General features: G+C 71.2%; 19 protein-coding genes. 13 read left to right on the forward strand and 6 right to left on the reverse strand.

Annotated elements, in window-relative coordinates:
* Positions 1 to 41 precede the first annotated feature (41 nt).
* The 3 genes from FCN18_RS22295 to FCN18_RS22305 form a co-directional block, all read right to left on the reverse strand.
* Positions 42 to 245 (reverse strand): cold-shock protein, encoded by a 204-nt coding sequence (locus FCN18_RS22295; RefSeq protein WP_110343324.1) that lies wholly within the window; start codon positions 243 to 245, stop codon positions 42 to 44.
* A gap of 127 nt (positions 246 to 372) precedes the next feature.
* A complete protein-coding gene (locus FCN18_RS22300; protein WP_112264557.1) occupies positions 373 to 960 on the reverse strand; it encodes an AIM24 family protein in 588 nt (195 codons plus the stop codon).
* A gap of 6 nt (positions 961 to 966) precedes the next feature.
* On the reverse strand, positions 967 to 1644 hold the full coding sequence (locus FCN18_RS22305; RefSeq protein ID WP_112264559.1) for a TIGR00266 family protein: 678 nt from the start codon (positions 1642 to 1644) through the stop codon (positions 967 to 969).
* A gap of 72 nt (positions 1645 to 1716) precedes the next feature.
* Here FCN18_RS22305 and moeA point away from each other — a divergent pair, with 72 nt between their 5' ends.
* From moeA to FCN18_RS22325, 4 genes are all read left to right on the forward strand, one after another.
* On the forward strand, positions 1717 to 2922 hold the full coding sequence (gene moeA, locus FCN18_RS22310; protein WP_137096017.1) for a molybdopterin molybdotransferase MoeA: 1206 nt from the start codon (positions 1717 to 1719) through the stop codon (positions 2920 to 2922).
* 282 nt (positions 2923 to 3204) lie between these two features.
* Entirely contained in the window at positions 3205 to 3936 is a 732-nt protein-coding gene (locus FCN18_RS22315) for a phosphatidylserine decarboxylase (protein ID WP_113645114.1), read from the forward strand.
* A gap of 3 nt (positions 3937 to 3939) precedes the next feature.
* Entirely contained in the window at positions 3940 to 4905 is a 966-nt protein-coding gene (gene pssA / locus FCN18_RS22320) for a CDP-diacylglycerol--serine O-phosphatidyltransferase (protein WP_137096018.1), read from the forward strand.
* Between the two features lie 24 nt (positions 4906 to 4929).
* On the forward strand, positions 4930 to 7167 hold the full coding sequence (locus FCN18_RS22325) for an AAA family ATPase (RefSeq protein WP_137096019.1): 2238 nt from the start codon (positions 4930 to 4932) through the stop codon (positions 7165 to 7167).
* A gap of 238 nt (positions 7168 to 7405) precedes the next feature.
* Here FCN18_RS22325 and FCN18_RS22330 read toward each other — a convergent pair whose 3' ends face one another.
* Together FCN18_RS22330 and FCN18_RS22335 are read right to left on the reverse strand one after the other, a co-directional pair.
* Positions 7406 to 8080: a LytR C-terminal domain-containing protein gene (locus tag FCN18_RS22330; RefSeq protein ID WP_113645112.1), complete on the reverse strand. Its 675-nt coding sequence runs from the start codon at positions 8078 to 8080 to the stop codon at positions 7406 to 7408.
* Complete coding sequence (locus FCN18_RS22335) at positions 8077 to 8400, reverse strand: DUF3263 domain-containing protein (protein WP_112264571.1); 324 nt, start codon at positions 8398 to 8400, stop codon at positions 8077 to 8079. The genes FCN18_RS22330 and FCN18_RS22335 overlap by 4 nt, the downstream gene beginning before the upstream one ends.
* Positions 8401 to 8529: 129 nt before the next feature.
* Between FCN18_RS22335 and FCN18_RS22340 the strand changes: the two genes are divergently transcribed.
* From FCN18_RS22340 to thiD (FCN18_RS22355), 4 genes are all read left to right on the forward strand, one after another.
* Positions 8530 to 9099: a peptide deformylase gene (locus FCN18_RS22340; protein WP_112264574.1), complete on the forward strand. Its 570-nt coding sequence runs from the start codon at positions 8530 to 8532 to the stop codon at positions 9097 to 9099.
* A gap of 95 nt (positions 9100 to 9194) precedes the next feature.
* Positions 9195 to 10109 carry a S1C family serine protease gene (locus tag FCN18_RS22345; RefSeq protein ID WP_112264725.1) on the forward strand — a complete coding sequence of 305 codons (915 nt, stop codon included), beginning with the start codon at positions 9195 to 9197 and terminating at the stop codon, positions 10107 to 10109.
* Between the two features lie 159 nt (positions 10110 to 10268).
* Positions 10269 to 11912: a phosphomethylpyrimidine synthase ThiC gene (gene thiC / locus FCN18_RS22350; RefSeq protein ID WP_323808372.1), complete on the forward strand. Its 1644-nt coding sequence runs from the start codon at positions 10269 to 10271 to the stop codon at positions 11910 to 11912.
* The gene (gene thiD, locus FCN18_RS22355; protein ID WP_137096020.1) at positions 11912 to 12736 is read left to right on the forward strand and encodes a bifunctional hydroxymethylpyrimidine kinase/phosphomethylpyrimidine kinase; all 825 of its coding nucleotides are present in this window, start codon (positions 11912 to 11914) and stop codon (positions 12734 to 12736) included. The genes thiC and thiD (FCN18_RS22355) overlap by 1 nt, the downstream gene beginning before the upstream one ends.
* Here thiD (FCN18_RS22355) and FCN18_RS22360 read toward each other — a convergent pair.
* Positions 12704 to 13804, reverse strand: coding sequence for a TDT family transporter (locus tag FCN18_RS22360; RefSeq protein ID WP_228714079.1), 1101 nt, complete (start codon positions 13802 to 13804; stop codon positions 12704 to 12706). The genes thiD (FCN18_RS22355) and FCN18_RS22360 overlap by 33 nt on opposite strands.
* A gap of 70 nt (positions 13805 to 13874) precedes the next feature.
* Here FCN18_RS22360 and FCN18_RS22365 point away from each other — a divergent pair, with 70 nt between their 5' ends.
* From FCN18_RS22365 to FCN18_RS22385, 5 genes are all read left to right on the forward strand, one after another.
* Positions 13875 to 14795, forward strand: a complete 921-nt coding sequence (locus FCN18_RS22365) for a LysR substrate-binding domain-containing protein (protein ID WP_206077964.1) — start codon at positions 13875 to 13877, stop codon at positions 14793 to 14795.
* Positions 14796 to 14916: 121 nt separating this feature from the next.
* Positions 14917 to 16593 carry a PstS family phosphate ABC transporter substrate-binding protein gene (locus FCN18_RS22370; protein ID WP_228714080.1) on the forward strand — a complete coding sequence of 559 codons (1677 nt, stop codon included), beginning with the start codon at positions 14917 to 14919 and terminating at the stop codon, positions 16591 to 16593.
* Positions 16594 to 16649: 56 nt separating this feature from the next.
* The gene (locus tag FCN18_RS22375; protein ID WP_112264732.1) at positions 16650 to 17087 is read left to right on the forward strand and encodes a nuclear transport factor 2 family protein; all 438 of its coding nucleotides are present in this window, start codon (positions 16650 to 16652) and stop codon (positions 17085 to 17087) included.
* Positions 17088 to 17102: 15 nt separating this feature from the next.
* Positions 17103 to 17936, forward strand: a complete 834-nt coding sequence (gene thiD / locus FCN18_RS22380) for a bifunctional hydroxymethylpyrimidine kinase/phosphomethylpyrimidine kinase (protein ID WP_137096022.1) — start codon at positions 17103 to 17105, stop codon at positions 17934 to 17936.
* 10 nt (positions 17937 to 17946) lie between these two features.
* Positions 17947 to 18759 (forward strand): ion transporter, encoded by an 813-nt coding sequence (locus tag FCN18_RS22385; RefSeq protein WP_112264581.1) that lies wholly within the window; start codon positions 17947 to 17949, stop codon positions 18757 to 18759.
* Positions 18760 to 18859: the final 100 nt, after the last annotated feature.

Consider the following 18859-nt stretch of genomic DNA (forward strand, 5'->3'; position numbering starts at 1 on the left):
CGCGAAGTGTCGGTAGTTCAGGTACGCAGTGGTCCCGCCTACTAGACCTTTCGGACGTCAGCGGCCTGACTGCGACCGTCGCGGCCCGCCGTGATCTCGAACTCCACCCGGTCGCCCTCGTCGAGGGTCCGGAAGCCGTCCGCCTGAATGGCGGAGTAGTGTACGAAGACATCAGGCCCCTCAGGGGACTCGATGAACCCGTAGCCCTTTTCCGCGTTGAACCATTTGACCGTGCCGACAGCCACGGCGTCCTCCTTGTACCAAACCAAAACGGTGCAGTCCCGCCTGCCCCGTTCCAAGCCTGGATCACGCTACCGGATTAACAGCGCTCGGCAATGGTCAATTTGCGGTAACTACGACGACCGGCAGCGGTTACTTCCGCGCCTGGACGAGAACGGTTCCCGGACCGGCGAAGTCCAGTGCTAGACCTTCACCGGTTCGCACCGACTGCTGAGCCGCCGGGTCCACCGCCCGTAACCGCACCTGTATCGCGTCGGGGTAGGCGACGAGGAACGCCGGACGCACCGTGATCACCTCGCCGGCCTCCAGCGTCAGCGCGTCGACCGGCCCCCTGCACGCAAGCACGAGCTGGCCGGTTCCGCTGAAATGCTCCAGGAATCCGGTGTCCCCGCCGAAGAGCGCCTGCAGCGCGGGCCACGGCTGGTCGCGCTTGATCGTCGGGGGCCGGGCGAGCACCTTGCCCACCGCCACCGACCAGCCGCCACGGCCGCCGAACTCCAGCGGATAGATGTCGCCCGCGTGCTCCGGCGCGAGGTCGAGCCACCCTCCGCCCGCCGGAGCGGTGAAGATGGAGGGGCCCTTGCCCCGGCCCGGTCGCGTCTCGGTGATGCCGAAGCTGTTCGCGAGCAACGCATCGGCGTCGGCCTGGACGGCTTCTCCTTGCGACAGCACGATCCTGGCCACTCCGAAGGCCGGCGTGTGCCGCGTCTGCACCTGCACGACCGGCTACCGCGACGGCACCTGCGCGACGACCCACGCCGCGAGCGCCGAGGGATTGCGCGTCTGGGTGAGGATCTGCCCTGGGCCCGCGAAGTCGAACACGAAGCCCTCACCGCTCTTCAGCGTCTGGACCAGACCAGAGGAGACCTTCCGCAGCTGTGACTGCACGGTCTCGGCGTAGGCCACGACGTGCCCGGAGTCGATCGTGACCATCTCGCCCTGCTGGAGGTTCACCACGTCCATGGCGCCGTAGCAGGCGACGAGGAGCTGGCCCTGGCCGGTGGCGTGGGTGAGGAAGCCGCCCTCACCTCCGAAGAGCTTGCCGAAGCCGCCCCATTTGGTCTCGGTCTGCACGCCGTAGGACGAAGCGAGCCACGACCCCCTGGTCACACACCAGCCGGTGCGCCCGTCCAGGTTGATCACCTGGATGTCCCCGGGCAGGTGCGCCGCGACGTCGACCCAGCCCCCGTTCTGCGGTGCGGTGTAGGTGGAGATGAACAGCGACTCGCCGGCGAGGAACGCGCGGCCCAGCCCCTTCATGACCCCGCCCTGAGCCTGCGACTGGACGTGCACCCCGTAGCTCGTGGCGGCCATCGCACCGGACTCCACCTGCGCGGGCTCGCCGGGAGCCAGCACGAGCCTGGCGACGGCGAACGACGGCTGGTGCCGGAGCTGTACCTGCATGGACCCTCCCCTGTTGCGCATTTCGGCGGGGAAAGTCTTGCACGGGCGCCGAGCCGGGGGAGGATGGTCCGCGTGATCTCCGTCGACGAACACCGCGCCACCGTGACCGAGCTGCTCGGCACGCGGCCCGCCGTGGAACTGCCCCTCGCCGACTGCGCCGGCCTGGTGCTGGCCGAGGACGTGCGGGCGCAGGTCTCGCTGCCGCCCTTCGACAACTCCGCCATGGACGGTTACGCGGTCCGTTCGGTTGACGTCGCGGGCGCCACTGAGGACACGCCGGTCGAGCTGCCGGTCAGCGAGGACATCCCGGCCGGGCGCACCGACGTGCCCGCGCTGCTGCCGGGCACAGTGGACCGGATCATGACGGGCGCGCCGATGCCCACGGGCGCCGACAGCGTCGTGATAGTCGAGCGCACCGACGGCGGCACCGGCAAGGTCCGGATCTTCGCGAGCGCGGCGCCCGGCGCCCACATCCGGCGTACGGGCGAGGACGTCGCCGCGGGCACGGTCGCGCTAACGGCAGGCACCGTGCTGGGCCCCGCTCAGCTGGGGCTCGCCTCCGCGGTGGGCATGGACCGCCTGGCCGTGCACGCCCCGCCGAAGGTCCTCGTCGTCTCCACCGGCACCGAGCTGGTGCTGCCGCCGGAACCGCTGAGCCACGGCCAGATCTACGAGTCCAACAGCGTGATGCTCGTGGCCGCGCTCAAGGCGCTCGGAGCCAGGGTGGAGTCGGTGCGCAGCGTCGCCGACGACGTCGAGCGGTTCCGCGCGGCCATCGAGCCGAGGCTCGCGGACGTCGACCTCGTGGTGACCTCGGGCGGGGTAAGCGCGGGCGCGTACGAGGTGGTCAAGGACGCACTGACGGGTGCGGGAGTGCAGTTCTCGAAGGTCGCCATGCAGCCGGGCGGGCCGCAGGGCTGCGGGCGCTGGAACGGGGTCCCCGTGGTGACGCTGCCCGGAAACCCCGTGAGCGTGCTCGTGTCGTTCGAGGCCTTCCTGCGGCCCGCGCTGCTCGCCTCGCTGGGGCACACCGGCGTCGACCGGCAGCACGTGCGGGCCAACCTCACCGAGTCGCTGGAGTCGCCCAAGGGCAAGCGGCAGTTCCGCCGCGGCTACTACACCCACAGTGAGGGCCAGGTCACCGGCGTCGTGGGGCCGAGGGGTGGCCCCGGCTCACACCTGCTGGCCGCGTTCACACAGGCCAACTGCCTCATCGTGCTACCGGAGGACATCACGGGGGTGGCCGAGGGCGACGAGGTGGACGTCCTCCTGCTCTGAGCGGTCGGGAACCACCTCATCACCGCGACGGTTTGTAACGTTTACCGCACGCGGGGTTATCTTGGCTGGCCTCCAGGGCTTAGGATCGGCCATCCGTGGCCGGGTGGCGTACGGCGTCGGGGGGCGCACGCCACCCGGCCCGTCCAGTTCTCGATCTTGGCGTAGCGTGGTGCATGGCAGTCCCAACGGACGATATGGGAACTTCGACCGAATGAGCCGCTCCGGCCCGCAGCACGCACCCCAGCGGGCGCAGGCCGTCTGAGCAGCGGAAGAGAAGAGTTCGTGAGCACCTCACACGCATCGCCGGACCGCGAGGCGCAGGGCCACACCCTCGGCCACGCCCTGCAGCTCGCCCGCGAGACCCTGCCGCCCATGCACCCGGCGGGCAGGCCCTTCGTACTCGGTGGCGCCGTCGCCACGCTCGCCCTGCGCAAGGTCTCCAAGCGCCTGGGCCTGCTCGCCGGGCTCGGGACGCTCGCGACGGCCGCGTTCTTCCGCGAGCCGCGCCGGGTGCCCCCCGCTCGCGACGGCCTCGTGCTCGCGGCCGCCGACGGCCTCGTCTCCCTCATCGAGGAGGCCGTGCCGCCCGCCGAGCTTGGCCTGCCCGACGAGCCGAGGACGCGCGTGAGCGTGTTCCTCTCCGTCTTCGACGTGCACGTCCAGCGCGCGCCCGCGACCGGCAAGATCGAGCGGGTCGCCTACCGGCCCGGCAAGTTCCTTTCCGCCGACCTCGACAAGGCCAGCGACGAGAACGAGCGCAACTCGGTGCTGCTGCGCACCGACGACGGCCACGAACTCGTCGCGGTCCAGATCGCCGGCCTGGTGGCCAGGCGCATCGTCTGCCAGGTCGGCGAGGGCGACCAGGTCGCCGCCGGCTCGACGTACGGCCTCATCCGGTTCGGCTCACGGGTGGACATCTACCTGCCGCCGGGCAGCCGCGTCCTGGTCGGCAAGGGCCAGCGCACCATCGGCGGCGAGACGCCGATCGCCGAGCTGCCGTCCGGGAGGAGCTGAGCCATGGCCACGCCCGGCGTGCGGCTGCTACCCAACGCGATCACCGTTCTCGCGCTCTGCGCGGGGCTGTCGTCCGTGCAGTTCGCGCTGGTCGGCAACTACGTGCTGGCGATCGGGGCCATCGGGGTCGCCGCTGTGCTCGACAGCCTCGACGGCCGGATCGCCCGGCTGCTCGACGCGACCTCCAAGATGGGCGCCGAGCTCGACTCGCTCTCCGACGCGATCTCGTTCGGCGTCGCGCCCGCGCTCGTGCTCTACGTCTGGCTACCGGAGTCGAGCCGGTTCGGCTGGGTCGCCGCGCTGATCTTCGCGGTGTGCATGGTGTTGCGGCTCGCGCGGTTCAACACCTTGCTCGACGACACCGAGCAGCCGCCGTACGCGAGCGAGTTCTTCGTCGGCGTACCGGCCCCGGCGGGCGGGCTGCTCGCCCTGATGCCGGTGATCCTGACCCTGGAGTTCGGCGAGAGCTGGTGGTCATCGGAGGGCGTGGTCTGGCTGTGGACCGTCGCCGTCGCCGGACTGCTGATCAGCCGCATCCCGACGCTGTCGCTCAAGAAGCTGCGTGCCCCGGCCAAGGCGGTGGCGCCGCTGCTCGTCGGCGTCGGCCTGCTCGCCGCCGCGATCATCCAGTACCCACTGATCGCACTGGCCAGCGCGCTGCTGCTCTACCTGTCTCACATTCCCTACTCGGTGCGCCGCTACCACTGGCTGGCCAACCACCCCGAGGCGTGGGACGTCCCGCCGCGCGAGCGTCGCGCCATCCGCAGGGCCCGCAGCCAGCGGCGGCTCGGCGTGCGCAGGCCGCGGTTCCGCCGGGTCGCCGGTGCGGCGAGGCGGGCGGTCATGCGCCCGCGTACGCCCACGACGCCGCCACCCCACGTGCCGAGGGTCTACGCGCCCGACGCCGCGGGCCGGGCTCCCCGGCGGCGCAACTGGCGGCGGATCGGCCTGCGCCAGCGCGGCGACTGACCGTTCCGCCCTAAGGTTGAGGACGTGACGTCGCCCCAGATCGCATTGACCATCCGGCACACCCCGTCCGCGCTCGACTCGCGCCGAGGGGTCGTCCGCCTCCACCCCGAAGTGCTCGACGCACTGGGCCTGCACGCGTGGGACGCCGTCCGGCTCACCGGGGCGAGGGTCAGCGCCGCACTCGCTGCGCCGGCCACGGGCGAGACCGCACCGGGCGTGGTGCTCGTCGACGACGTCACGATGGCCAACCTCGGCGTCACCGAGGGCGCCGAGGTCGTGGTGGCGCCATGTGACGTCACGGTCGCCCGCACGGTCACGGTCTCCGGCTCACGCATGGCGAGCATGTCGCTCAACCCCGGCACGCTGCGGCTCGCGCTGATCGGCAAGGTGCTGACGGTCGGCGACGCGGTGTCGTTGCTGCCGCAGGACCTCGCCCCGGCGCCCGGCGCCGACATCTCCGCGGTGCGGGGGCAGCTCTCCCGCGCCATCGGGGCCTCCTGGACCAGCGAGCTGCTGACCGTGACGGCCACCGAGCCGTCCGGGCCCGTCGCCGTCGGGCAGTCCACAGTGGTCAGCTGGCGGGGAGCGCCCGCGGCCCCCGCTGCCTCGTCGGAGGCGCCCTCCGCCGTCACGCCCGCCCCGGTAGCCGCCGAGATCGTCGCCGAGGAGGCCGAGGAGACCGAGGAGGCGCCCCCGCCGATCGCGGACCTCGCGGGGCAGGGCGCCGTTGCGCGCAGGCTCGGCGAGTGGATCGACCTGGCGTTCCATCGGCCGGACCTGCTCGCCAAGCTCGGCACGTCCGGCAAGCTCGGTGTGCTGCTGTCCGGCCCCGAAGGCGTCGGCAAGGCCACGCTGGTGCGCTCGGTCGCGCACGCGGAGCGGGTCCGGGTCGTGTGCCTTGCCGCGCCCACGGTGGCAGTGCTGGAGCCGGACGCGGCGCTGAACCGCGTGGCGCAGGCCGTCGAGGCCACGGTGTCCGGTGACGGCGCCGGGGTGCTGCTGATCACCGACATCGACGCCCTGCTGCCCGCACACCAGCCGCCGCCCGTCGCGACAGTGATCCTCGACCGCCTGCGCGCGGCGCTCGGCCGGGAGGGGTTCGCACTCGTCGCCACCACCGCGCGTTCCGAGTCCGTCGACCCTCGGCTGCGCGGCGTCGACCTGCTCGACCGGGAGCTGATGCTCGGCCTGCCGGACGCGCGGGTGCGCACAGAGCTGCTGCGGATCCTGCTGCGGGACACGCCCGTGGAGTCCGGCGTCGACTTCGGCGTGATCGCCGAGCGCACGCCCGGGTTCGTGGCCGCCGACCTCGTCGCGCTGCGCCGGGACGCCGCATTGCGGGCGGCACTGCGGCATCGCGACGACGACGCAGAGCCGCGCATCGCCGAGCAGGACCTGCTGGACGCGCTGGAGTCCGTGCGTCCGATCTCGATGTCGACTTCGGACACGCTGGCGACGGGCGGGCTCACCCTCGACGACGTGGGCGACATGACCGAGGTGAAGCAGTCGCTGACCGAGGCGGTGCTGTGGCCGCTTCGGTACCCGGACTCGTTCTCCCGCCTCGGGGTCGCCCCGCCGCGCGGCGTGCTGCTCTACGGGCCGCCCGGCAACGGCAAGACGTTCCTCGTACGGGCGCTCGCGGGCACCGGCGCGCTGAACGTGTTCGCGGTCAAGGGTGCCGAGCTGATGGACAAGTGGGTCGGCGAGTCCGAGCGGGCCGTGCGGGAACTGTTCCGGCGCGCCGCCGAGGCGGGGCCGTCGCTGATCTTCCTCGACGAGGTCGACGCGTTCGCGCCCCGGCGGGGGCAGTCGAGTGACTCCGGCGTGTCCGACCGGGTCGTCGCCGCGCTGCTGACCGAGCTCGACGGCGTGGAGCCACTGCGCGACGTCGTGGTGCTGGGGGCGACCAACCGGCCGGAGCTGGTGGACACCGCTCTGCTGCGGCCCGGACGGCTGGAGCGGCTCATCTACGTACCGCCGCCGGACGCCGAGGCGCGCGCGGCGATCCTGCGGTCGAGCGCGCGGAACACCCCGCTGGCGTCCGATGTGGATATCGACGAGCTGGCGGCGAGCCTGGACGGCTATTCCGCCGCCGACTGCGCCGCCCTGATCAGGGAGGCCGCGCTCACCGCCATGCGCGAGTCCATGGAGGCCGCCGAGGTCACGGCCACCCACCTGGCGAAGGCCCGCGACGCCGTACGCCCGTCCCTGGACCCGGCCCAGCTGGCCGCGCTGGAGGCCTACGCGAACCGCAACCGCTGACCCCGCGCGCGAGTCCCCCGCCCAAGCCCGCGAGTCCCCCGCTCAGGCCCGCGAGTCCCCCGCTCAGGCCCGCGAGTCCCCCGCTCGGGTCCCCGAGTTGCCCGCTCGGGCCCGCGAGTTGCCCGCTCGGGTCGGTCTGTTCCGTCCGCGTTCTACCGGAGCGGGGAACTCGCAGTCCGGAACGCAGAACTCGCAGTCCGGAGCGGGGGACTCGCGGGCGGGAGCGGGGGACTCGCGGTTACTTGCCCTTGCTGGCGCCCTGGTAGTCCATGGTCACGATCACGATCACGCCGGCGCTGGAGTCCTTGATGCCGTCGAAGCGGGGTTCCACGCGGAGCCCGAACGCCGCGGCCAGCGCACGCGCCGCCTCCTCCTCGCCGGTGCCGGGGCGGTAGTAGGCGGTGCTGGTGGGGATGATGCCCGAGGGGTAGTTCGCCACCTGCACGACGTTCCAGCCCTGCGAGCGGAAGTCGTCGGCCGCCTGGGAGGCCAGGCCCTTGATGTTGCTGTTGTTGTAGACGCGCACACCGACCGACTGCTGCGCGGCGATCTGCTGGTCGTCGCCGCTCTGACCGTTGCCGGTGCCGTCACCGTCACCGTCGGCGCCGTCGCCGTTGCCGCCGGGCGCGGGCGTGTCACCGCCGGGACGCGAGGTCGCCGACCCCGGTGCGGAGGGCTGACCGGTCGTGGTCGAGGGCGACGCCTGGCCCGACGTCGGCTCCGGCCCCGAGGTGCCGTTGCCATCCGTGGGCGACGGCTGTGCCTGCGAGGTGGTGGGCTCCGCGGTCTCGTCGGGCTCGCCGTTGCCGGTCAGCAGCGTGATGCCACCGACGAGGGCCGCGACCAGTGCGACCGCGAGCAGCCCGAGGCCTGCCGCGCGCATCGGCCTGGACAGCCCGTCGAAGATGCTCATGGCAGTTCAATCCCCAACCGCCGTGCCGCGCGGGTGCGCTGCCGTGCGGCGCGCATCTTCCGCAGTCGCTTGACCAGCATCGGGTCCGCGCGCATGGCTTCCTGCTTGTCGATGAGCCGGTTCAGAATCTGGTAGTAGCGGGTCGGCGACATGCCGAACAGCTCGCGGATCGCCTGTTCCTTCGCCCCGGCGTACTTCCACCACTGACGTTCGAACGCGAGCACTTCCTGCTCGCGTTGCGACAGTCCCTCTGCGGGTTCACCGGCTGGGGCGGGCGGGGACGGCTGGCCGTTCTTGGCCATCGACTCCGCGGCGTCCATCTGGCTCCTCGCAATCTCGGCGAAATCACACGGCTGTCGTTCCGCGACGCCATTAGATCACGGGCTCCCCGCTCGCGCCCGTACCATGCCCGGCGCGTCCTGGCCCACGATCGCCTAGCATTACGGCCCGTGACCATCCACGCCATCCGCATCGCCGGCGATCCCGTCCTGCACACGCCCACCCGCGAGGTCGAGAAGTTCGACGCCGAGCTGGCCACCCTCGCCGAGGACATGTTCGAGACGATGTACGCGGCGGAAGGCGTGGGGCTCGCCGCCAACCAGATCGGCATCGACCTGCGGATCTTCGTGTACGACTGCCCCGACGACGAGGGCGTCCGGCACAAGGGCCTCGTGGTCAACCCAAAGCTCGAGACCTCCGAGATCCCCGAGACCATGCCCGACCCGGACGACGACTGGGAGGGCTGTCTCTCCGCGCCCGGCGAGTCGTACCCGACGGGACGGGCGAAGTGGGCCAAGGTCACCGGCTTCGACCTGGAGGGCAACCCGATCGAGGTCGAGGGCACGGGCTACTTCGCGCGCTGCCTGCAGCACGAGACCGACCACCTCGACGGCTACATCTACCTCGACCGGCTGGTCGGCCGCCACGCGCGTGCGGCGAAGAAGATGCTCAAGGCGAACAAGTGGGGTGTTCCGGGCAACAGCTGGCTGCCCGAGCCCAGGCCGGTCCCCGAGGACTGACACCCCGGCTTCGCCCAGGGCGAACGCGGGGCACGCCGCCGCGAACCGAGCGCACAATCGAGTGTGTAACGGTGTAATCGAGGGCGGTGGACGCGGTGACCGATGCCGAAGCGTTCGACGCGTACTCCCGCACGGTGAGCGCCGTGGCGCGCACGGTGACCCCGCACGTCGCGAGCGTGCGGCTCGCGCGCGGCGGCGGGTCCGCGGTCGTGTTCGACGAGGGCTACCTGCTCACCAACGCGCACGTGGTCGGCCGCGACCAGCACGGAACGGCGACGTTCATCGACGGCGCCGAGGCTGACTTCCGGGTCGTGGGAGCGGACCCGCTCTCGGACCTCGCGGTGCTGCGGGTGCGTGGGCAGGCGCCCGAGCCCGCTGAGCTCGGTGACGCCGACCGGCTCGTCGTGGGCCAGCTCGTGGTCGCCATCGGCAGCCCGCTCGGCTTCTCGGGATCCGTCACGGCGGGCGTGGTCAGCGCGCTCGGCCGCGCGCTCCCGGTCCGGCAGGGCAGGACCGCGCGGGTGATCGAGGACGTGATCCAGACCGACGCCGCGCTCAACCCCGGCAACTCCGGCGGCGCGCTCGCCGACTCCGCCGGCCGGGTCGTCGGCGTCAACACGGCCGTCGCCGGGTTCGGGCTCGGCCTCGCCGTTCCCGTCAACGCCACCACGCGGCGCATCATCGACACCCTGCTCGTCGAGGGCCGCGTGCGCAGGGCCTACCTCGGCGTCGTCGGCGTGCCGTCGCCGTTGCCGGACGACGTCGCCGAGCGCACCGGGCAGACCGCCGGCGTGCGCGTGGTGGAGGTCGTCGCCGGAGGGCCCGCCGACCGCGCCGGACTGCATTCGGGTGATCTCGTGCTGACGGTCGCGCGCTCCCCCGTCTCCGACGCACAGGGCATCCAGCGTCAGCTCTTCGCCGAGGTCATCGGGACGCGACTGCCGGTGACGGTCCTGCGCAACGGCGCGATGGTCGACGTCTACGCCACACCGACCGAACTTGTGGGTTGAGGTCTGCGTCGCCGCATGGCATGGTCGGTGGGACAACCGAACATCGCGGGAGCTCGCGCCTTGGCGGGCTGAGAGGGCGGCTGGTGTCCGTTTCGTGGACCCGGCGCCGCCGACCGCAGGAACCTGACTGGGTAATGCCAGCGTAGGGAGTGACTTCTTTTGACGACCCTGGAGAACAACGCCGCCGTCCAGCCGACCGTCACCACGGGTCCCATCACCGGTTCCCGCAAGGCTTACGTCCACACCGAATCCGGCCTGCGTGTCCCCGTCCGCCGCATCGATCTCTCGAACGGCGAGCACTTCGACGTGTACGACACCTCCGGCCCCTACACCGACCCGGACGCCGTCATCGACGTCCACAATGGACTACACCCGATGCGCTCCGGCTGGATCGACGGCCGTGAGCACCGCACCCAGCTAGGCTGGGCGAAGGCCGGCGTGATCACGCGCGAGATGGAGTTCATCGCCGCGCGCGAGCGCGTCGACCCCGAGTTCGTCCGTTCCGAAGTGGCCAGCGGCCGGGCCGTGATTCCGGCGAATCGCAAACATCCCGAGTCGGAGCCGATGATCATCGGCAAGAACTTCCTCGTCAAGATCAACGCCAACATGGGCAACTCGGCCGTGTGGTCGTCGGTCGAGGAGGAGGTGGACAAGATGGTGTGGGCGACCCGATGGGGCGCCGACACGATCATGGACCTCTCCACCGGCAAGCGCATCCACGAGACCCGCGAGTGGATCCTGCGCAACTCGCCCGTGCCCGTCGGCACGGTGCCGATCTACCAGGCGCTGGAGAAGGTCAACGGCGAGCCGGAGAAGCTCACGTGGGAGATCTACCGCGACACCGTGATCGAGCAGTGTGAACAGGGTGTCGACTACATGACCGTGCACGCGGGCGTGCTGCTGCGGTACGTCCCGCTCACCGCCAACCGCGTCACCGGCATCGTGTCGCGCGGAGGGTCGATCATGGCCGCGTGGTGCCTCGCGCACCACCAGGAGTCGTTCCTCTACACGCATTTCTCGGAGCTGTGCGAGATCCTGCGGGACTACGACGTCACGTTCTCGCTCGGTGACGGCCTGCGTCCCGGCTCGATCGCCGACGCCAACGACCGCGCGCAGTTCGCGGAGCTGGAGACCCTTGGCGAGCTGACCCACATCGCCCGCGAGCACGACGTGCAGGTGATGATCGAGGGCCCCGGTCACGTGCCGATGCACAAGATCAAGGAGAACGTGGAGCTGGAGGAGAAGCTCTGCGGCGAGGCACCGTTCTACACCCTCGGTCCACTCGCGACGGACATCGCGCCCGCCTACGACCACATCACGTCCGCGATCGGCGCGGCGCAGATCGGCTGGTACGGCACCGCGATGCTGTGCTACGTCACGCCGAAGGAGCACCTGGGCCTGCCCAACCGCGACGACGTGAAGACCGGAGTGATCACTTACAAGATCGCCGCGCACGCCGCCGACCTCGCGAAGGGACACCCCTACGCGCAGGAGTGGGACGACGAGCTGTCCAAGGCCCGCTTCGAGTTCCGCTGGCACGACCAGTTCAACCTGTCGCTCGACCCGGACACCGCACGTTCGTTCCACGACGAGACGCTGCCCGCCGAGCCCGCGAAGACGGCGCACTTCTGCTCGATGTGCGGGCCGAAGTTCTGCTCGATGCGCATCACCCAGGACGTGCGCAAGTACGCCGAGGAGCACGGTCTGTCCTCTGTGGAGGCCATCGAGGCCGGAATGCGCGAGAAGTCGGAGGAGTTCGGCGAGCACGGTAACGAGGTGTACCTGCCGGTGGTCGACAGGTAATGAGCGCGACCCCGAAGACCGCCCTCACCATCGCCGGATCCGACTCCGGCGGTGGTGCCGGCATCCAGGCCGACCTGCGCACCTTCTTCGCCTGCGGGGTGCACGGGATGACCGCCATCACGGCGGTCACCGTGCAGAACTCGCTGGGAGTACAGGGATTCAGCGAGGTGCCCGTGGACGTCGTCACCGCGCAGATCAGGGCGGTCGCCGGCGACATGGGCGTGGACGCGGCCAAGACCGGCATGCTCGCAACGGCCGAGATCATCCACGCGGTCGCCGAGACGCTCGACGAGGTCCACATCGGACGGCATCACGAGACGCCGTTCGTGGTGGACCCCGTCGCCGCGTCGATGCACGGAGACCCGTTGCTGCGGGAGGAGGCGCTCGAGGCGATCCGCACCGAGCTGCTTCCCCGGGCGACGCTCGTGACGCCGAACCTGGACGAGGTGCGACTGCTCACCGGAGTTGCGGTGACCGACACCGGCAGCCAGCGCGAGGCGGCAGACGCGCTGCTGGAGTTCGGCTCGCAGTGGGTGCTGGTCAAGGGCGGGCACATGTACGACAACCCCGAGTGCGTCGACCTGCTCTCCGATGGTGTGCAGTACGTCGAGCTGAAGGGGCCCCGGCACGACGTCGAGCACACGCACGGCGGCGGGGACACGCTGGCCTCGGCCATCACGGCGTCGCTGGCAAAGGACCTCGGAGTGCCCGATGCGGTGTCGGCCGGCAAACGGTTCATCGAGCGATCCGTCGCCGAGGCGTACCCGCTCGGCCAGGGAATCGGCCCGGTTTCACCGTTCTGGCGACTGGACCACGGGGCGTGAGGTGCGGGCGGCGACGGTCGCCCACGCCACCACCAGCAGCCCGTAGAGCGCAACGGCGACCAGGCTGAACAGTCCGGAGTGGACCCTGGCGGCCAGCGCGCTCGTGCCCGTGACCACCGTGCCGAGCGGGAACGTGAAGCTCCACCACGTGAGCGCGAAGGGCAGCCCCGCACGGATCGTGCGCAGGGTCAGCGCGGCGGCCAGCACCAGCCACATCATCGCGAACCCCCACGTGGGCACCCCGTAGAGCAGGCCGAACGCGGCCGCCGCCGCACCGTAGGGCGCGGGCAGGGCGCTCTCCGCCACGGTGCCGAGCAGGTTCGCCGCGGTCACCGACTGGCCCAGCGGGCCGAGCACGATCCACACGGTGGGCACGGTCGCGGCGGCGCCGGTCTTGTGCTGCACGAGCCGCTGCCACACCTGCGGCAGGAGGCACAGCGTGGCGAACAGGCTGATGCCGAACATCGCGTAGCAGGCCAGCAGCATCGCGGTGCGCGCTCCGCCCGCCGGCAGGTGCGGGACGAGCAGCGCGCCGTTCGCGGCGGAGACCATCGGCGGCACCACCGGCATCAGCCAGCCGGCGAACGTGCTCTGCGGCGTGAGGTCGTGGGTGGTCATCATCCGGTACGGGATCCACACGGTGGTGACGAGCCCGAGCAGCGTGCCCGCGCTCCACAGCACCCAGTCGATCGTGAGCGCGGCGCCGAGGCCGAGGATGTCCTGGCCCAGCAGCAGGGTCCCGGCTCCGACGGTCACCAGCGCCATCGGCGGGGCGCCCCAGAACTGGGCGAGCACGGGGTCGTGGGCGAACCCGCGTGCGACGGCGCGGTGCCGCGTCCAGAGCACACCCCACGCCGCAGTGAGCCCGAGCAGCACGAGTGCCGCGAGCACCCAGACGACGGTGGCCACGGCGCGCAGCCCTGGGAACTGGGCGGGCAGGGTCACCGCGGCGTTCGCCACGATGCCGGTGCCCATCACCGAGGCGAACCAGTTGGGCCCGAAGCCCGTGACGCGTGAGGCCCTCGGGGCGGGCGGCGCGGCAGGCGGGGCGGGGAGGGTGCTCGTCACCCCTTCACGATGCGGTCACCCTGCCCAACCTGGTAGTCCCCGATCAGCGATGGATGCATAGGCTACGGTTATGCCTTTGCCATCGAGAGTGACCGACCTGACCAGCTTCGACCTGCTGCTGAGCGTCGCCGAGCTGGGCAGCATCGGCCGCGCGGCGAAGGCACACGGCATCTCCCAGCCCGCGGCGAGCGCCCGGCTGCGGCAGCTGGAGCGGCAGGTGGGCGTACCACTGCTCGAACGAGCCACTCGCGGAGCGCGGCTGACGACGGCGGGCGAGCTGGTGGCCGGCTGGGCGCAGCCGGTGGTGGAGCGGGCCGCCGACCTGGAGGCCGGGATCGCCGCGCTGCGCGCCGACCGGCACACGCACCTGCGGATCGCGGCGAGCCTCACCGTCGCCGAATACCTGCTGCCGCGCTGGCTGATCGCGCTGCGCGCGGCCGATCCGGACACAGTGACCGCGCTCAGCTCGGGCAACTCGCACGAGGTCGCCGAGCAGGTGCTCGCGGGCGATGTCGACCTCGGCTTCGTCGAGGGTCCCGAGCTACCGCCCGGGCTGCGGGCCGCCGACGTGGCGACCGACGAGCTGGTGCTCGTGGTCGCCCCGGGCCACCGCTGGGCGTCGCGACGACGCCGCCCGCGCGCCGCCGAGCTCGCGGGAACCCCGCTGGTGAGCAGGGAACCGGGTTCGGGCACGCGGCAGGCGTGGGAGTGGGCGCTGCTGGCGTGCGGGGAGACCGAGCTGGCGGCGCCGCTGCTGGAGGTGTCGTCCACCACCGCGATCAAGGCGGCGGCCATCGGCGGCATCGCCCCCGCGGTCCTCAGCGCGCACGCGGTGGTGCCCGAGCTGGACGCCGGAACGCTCGTGCGCGTGCCGGTACCCGACCTCGACCTGCGCAGGAGGCTGCGCGCGGTGTGGCCGTCAGGGCAGACGCTGCGCGGGCCCGCCGCCGACCTGCTCACCATCGCGCTGCGCAGCCGGACCGAGGGGTGAACGCCCGATGAACGAATGGGTCTTCCCGGCAACACCGGCATGATCCCCTCCTAGGCTTGTTGATCCACAGCGAGCCGAGGAGTGAGCGCCGGGAATGAGTCTCGGACAGAGGTTGGAGTCGATGGCCGAGCTGCTCCTCTCCAACCAGGGCAGCCTCGTACTCGGGATCGCGGCACTGCTCGCCGTCGTCGCACCGTTCGCCGACCGCTACGTCATCCGGCGCAAGCGCCTGTACTACCGCGTCCAGTACAACTCGAAGCTCGGTCTCAGCCCCGTCGACCTCAAGGACGCCGACAACACCGTCAAGCACGCCGACACCGAGCTCCAGCCCATCGCGGAGCTGCTGGACCGCATGAGCATCGTCGTGATCCGCGTGCGCAACACCGGCATCGACGACATCACAAAGGACGACTTCGACGGCACCCCGCTGGAGTTCACCTTCGGCGGCAGGGTCATCTGGAACGCGCGGATCTCCGAGCCCTCCGTGGAGACCCACCGCAAGCAGCTCACCGACGGCCTGGAGTTCTTCAGCACCACAGAGTCGAACGGCGCCAGGGAGCAGCACAACTCCCTCGACGCGGTGCGCACCACGCTCCGCCAGAAACTGCTGGCCTGGTGGCGCAAGCCGCCGGAGCAGCGGGAGCCTGCCCCGCCCGCGCAGGCCCCGCAGTGGGACGGCGTGCGGCTGCTGGACCTGAACCTGGTGCGCAAGGAGAAGTTCAAGCTCGTCGTGGTGCTGCGCGAGCCGGACCACAACCGCAAGGGCCCGCTCACCAAGGCCGTCGAGTGCTCGGGACACGTCTCGGGCGGGCGGATCCTCGATGAGCGCACGCAACGCAAGGCCACGTGGCCGCGCGTCACGGCGACGCTCGGCATGCTGCTCACCGGGGCGCTCATCGCAACCCTGATCGCCGGCGCGTCCCGCTCCGAGACCGAGCCCGGGCTCGCGTGCGCCGACGGAGCGCTGCGGATCGTCGGCTCCAGTGCGTTCTCCCCCATCGCCGCCAACATCGCGCAGGGCTACACCCACGCGTGCGGCGCGGCCGAGGTGAGCGCCGTGGCGACGGGCAGCATCAACGGGGTGCGGATGCTCGCGGCCGCCGACGAGGACGAGAGCGAGGAGCTCGCCGCGCTGTCGGACGGCGAGACCGGCGTGGCGACCGACGAACTCGTGCCACACGCGGTGGCGGTGATCGTCTACACAGTGGTGGTCAACGACTCCGTCGGCGTGGAAACGCTGACGCGGGAGCAGCTCGCCGGGATCTACTCCGGTCGCTACCGGGACTGGAACGAAGTCCGCGCTGGACCGTCGCTGCCGATCCGCATCGTGGGGCGTGGCCAGGAGTCCGGGTCTCGGCAGACGTTCGAGCGCACGGTGCTGGGCGCGTCGGAGGGCGGCCTGACATCGGACTCCTGCGAGCGGGCCGACCGGGGCGCGCCCGCGCCGACGATCCGGTGCGAGCGCGGCACCGAGGCCGAGGTGGTGGGCGAGATCGCGGCGACGGGAGGGGCGATCGGCTATGTCGACCTTCCCTCCGCCAACGACGCGCAGGCGGACGGGCATCCCATCGAGATCGTGGAGCTGGACGGCGACTACCCCGACGCGAGCACGGCCTCGCAAAGCTATCCTTTTTGGACGATCGAGTACCTCTACACCAAGGGCGTTCCCGCCGAAGGGACCGTCCTGCGGACGTTCCTCGACTACCTGCGCAGCGGCACCGCGCGGGCCGAGCTGCGCGACGCCGGCTACACGCCGTGCGTCGGCAAGGACGGTGACCTGCACGAGCTGTGCCGCTGAGCCCATTACCCCGGGGGTAATGGTCAGGACCCTTCTCCGTGGTCAAGATCGACCCCATGCCGACGACGACCACACACGACGTGGTGACCGAACTGCTGACCCGCATCGGCGAGGGCGACCCCGCGCGCATCGCCGAGCTGTACGCCGAGGACTGCGACTGGAAGCTCAGCTGGCCCGAGGCCGAGCACGGACGGGCCGCGACGCCGTGGATCCGCCACCGCTCCACCCGCGCCGACGCCGCCGCCCACTATCGCGAGCTGGCCACCCACCACGTGCCCGAGGCCATGGACACGCGGATCGAGCGCGTGCTCGTCGACGGCGACGACGCCGTGGTGCTCGGCGAGATCAGGCAGACCGCGCGGTCCACCGGTGTGGCCTACCGAGCCCGGTTCGCCCTGCACCTCACGGTCGGGCACGGCCTGGTGACCCGTCACCACGTCTACGAGGACAGCCTCGCCGTGGCCAAGGCCTTCGGGGGTGAGCGGGCGCTGTAGGCGACACTGGAGGCCATGAGCCAAGCCCGACCACCGGCCGCGCTGACCGTCGCCGGATCCGACTCCGGCGGTGCCGCGGGGCTGCAGGCCGACCTGCGGACGTTCCTGACCTGCGGCGTGCACGGCCTGGTCGCCGTCACAGCCGTGACCGTGCAGAACACGCTCGGCGTGCACGACCGCACCGACATCCCCGCGCGCATCGTCGCGGCCCAAATCGAGGCCGTCGCCGACGACATGGGGCTGCAGGCGGCCAAGACCGGGATGCTCGCCTCGGCCGAGATCATCCACGCGGTCGCGCGGGCGTGCGATAAGGCGGGCATCGGGCGCGACGCCGAGGTGCCGTTCGTGGTCGACCCGGTGGCGGCGTCCATGCACGGCCACCCGCTCTTCGACGACGCCGGCCTCGCCGCGCTGCGGGAGCAGCTGCTGCCGCGCGCGACAGTGGTGACGCCGAACCTCGACGAGGTGCGCCTGCTCACCGGCATCGAGGTGACCGACCGCGAGCGCATGCGTGAGGCGGCCGTCGCCCTGCACGGGCTCGGCCCCCGGTACGTGCTGGTCAAGAGCGGCCACCTGGTCGAGGACCCGGAATGCGTGGACGTGCTCTACGACGGCGAGACGTTCACTGAGCTGCCCGGCCCGCGCTTCGCGACGCCGCACACCCACGGAGCCGGTGACGCGATGGCGTCGGCGTTCACCGCCGGACTGGCGCGCGGCATGGAGGTGGCGGAGGCCGCGCGGTTCGGCAAGTGGTTCGTCAGCAACGCCGTGGAGCACTCGTATCCGATGGGCGCCAAGGTGGGCCCGGTTTCCGCGTTCTGGCGTCTGGCACCTGATCGTTTTGCCTAGGATCGCCCGCGTGAGTATGCGCGAGCGGGTGCGGCGGATCGTCGAGGACAAGAGGTTCCAGAACTTCATCATCGCGGTGATCATCTTCAATGCGGGCACGCTCGCACTGGAGACCTCGCGGAGCGTCCTGGCCGGCTACGGCACCCTGCTGCACACGCTCGACTACCTCGCGCTCGCGATCTTCGTGGTGGAGCTGCTCGCCAAGTTCTACGTGTATCGCAAGGACTTCTTCCGCGACGCGTGGAACATCTTCGACGTCGTGGTGGTCGGCATCGCGCTCGTCCCCGCCACAGGACCCTTCGCGGTGCTGCGGGCGCTGCGCATCCTGCGGGTGCTGCGGCTCGTTTCGCTGGTGCCGTCGATGCGCAAGGTCGTGGCGGGTCTGCTGGCCGCTGTCCCGGGCATGGCCTCGATCGCCGCGCTGCTCGGCCTGATCATCTTCGTGGCCGGCGTGATGGCCACCAAGCTCTTCGGCGCCATCGCGCCCGAGGACTTCAGCGATCTCGGCACGTCGCTGTTCACGCTGTTCCAGGTGATGACCGGCGAGGCGTGGCCGGACATCGCCGAGCGCGTCATGGAACAGGCGCCGATGGCGTGGATCTTCTTCGTCGTCTACATCCTCGTGTCCAGCTTCGCGGTGCTGAACCTGTTCATCGCCGTGGTGGTGAGCGCCATGGAGGACCAGCTGCGCGACGAGATCCGCGAGGAGGAGGGCAAGCACGCCGCCGAGCAGGCCGCCGTGAGCGCGGAGATCCTCGCCGAGCTACGAGCCCTTCGCGCCGAGGTCGCCCACCTCCGCGAACGCCAACCCGACCCGAGCTAGCGAGCCGCCCAACTGCCGGGCCGCCCAACTGCAGTGAAGGCCACCTTCACTGCGTTGAACCTGGATCCGCTGAAGGTGGGGTGGTTGTTGGCCGTGTTGT

The sequence above is a fragment of the Prauserella endophytica genome (assembly GCF_005146945.1).
Taxonomy (GTDB): domain Bacteria; phylum Actinomycetota; class Actinomycetes; order Mycobacteriales; family Pseudonocardiaceae; genus Prauserella_A; species Prauserella_A endophytica.

Excerpts from the sequence above, each read along its gene's own strand:
- FCN18_RS22370 (WP_228714080.1), top strand. The coding sequence starts at position 14,917 with ATGGCCGAGCTGCTCCTCTCCAACCAGGGCAGCCTCGTACTCGGGATC.
- FCN18_RS22365 (WP_206077964.1), top strand. The coding sequence starts at position 13,875 with ATGCCTTTGCCATCGAGAGTGACCGACCTGACCAGCTTCGACCTGCTG.
- FCN18_RS22335 (WP_112264571.1), bottom strand. The coding sequence starts at position 8,400 with ATGGACGCCGCGGAGTCGATGGCCAAGAACGGCCAGCCGTCCCCGCCC.
- pssA (WP_137096018.1), top strand. The coding sequence starts at position 3,940 with ATGGCCACGCCCGGCGTGCGGCTGCTACCCAACGCGATCACCGTTCTC.
- FCN18_RS22305 (WP_112264559.1), bottom strand. The coding sequence starts at position 1,644 with ATGCAGGTACAGCTCCGGCACCAGCCGTCGTTCGCCGTCGCCAGGCTC.
- FCN18_RS22330 (WP_113645112.1), bottom strand. The coding sequence starts at position 8,080 with ATGAGCATCTTCGACGGGCTGTCCAGGCCGATGCGCGCGGCAGGCCTC.
- thiD (WP_137096020.1), top strand. The coding sequence starts at position 11,912 with ATGAGCGCGACCCCGAAGACCGCCCTCACCATCGCCGGATCCGACTCC.
- FCN18_RS22375 (WP_112264732.1), top strand. The coding sequence starts at position 16,650 with ATGCCGACGACGACCACACACGACGTGGTGACCGAACTGCTGACCCGC.
- thiD (WP_137096022.1), top strand. The coding sequence starts at position 17,103 with ATGAGCCAAGCCCGACCACCGGCCGCGCTGACCGTCGCCGGATCCGAC.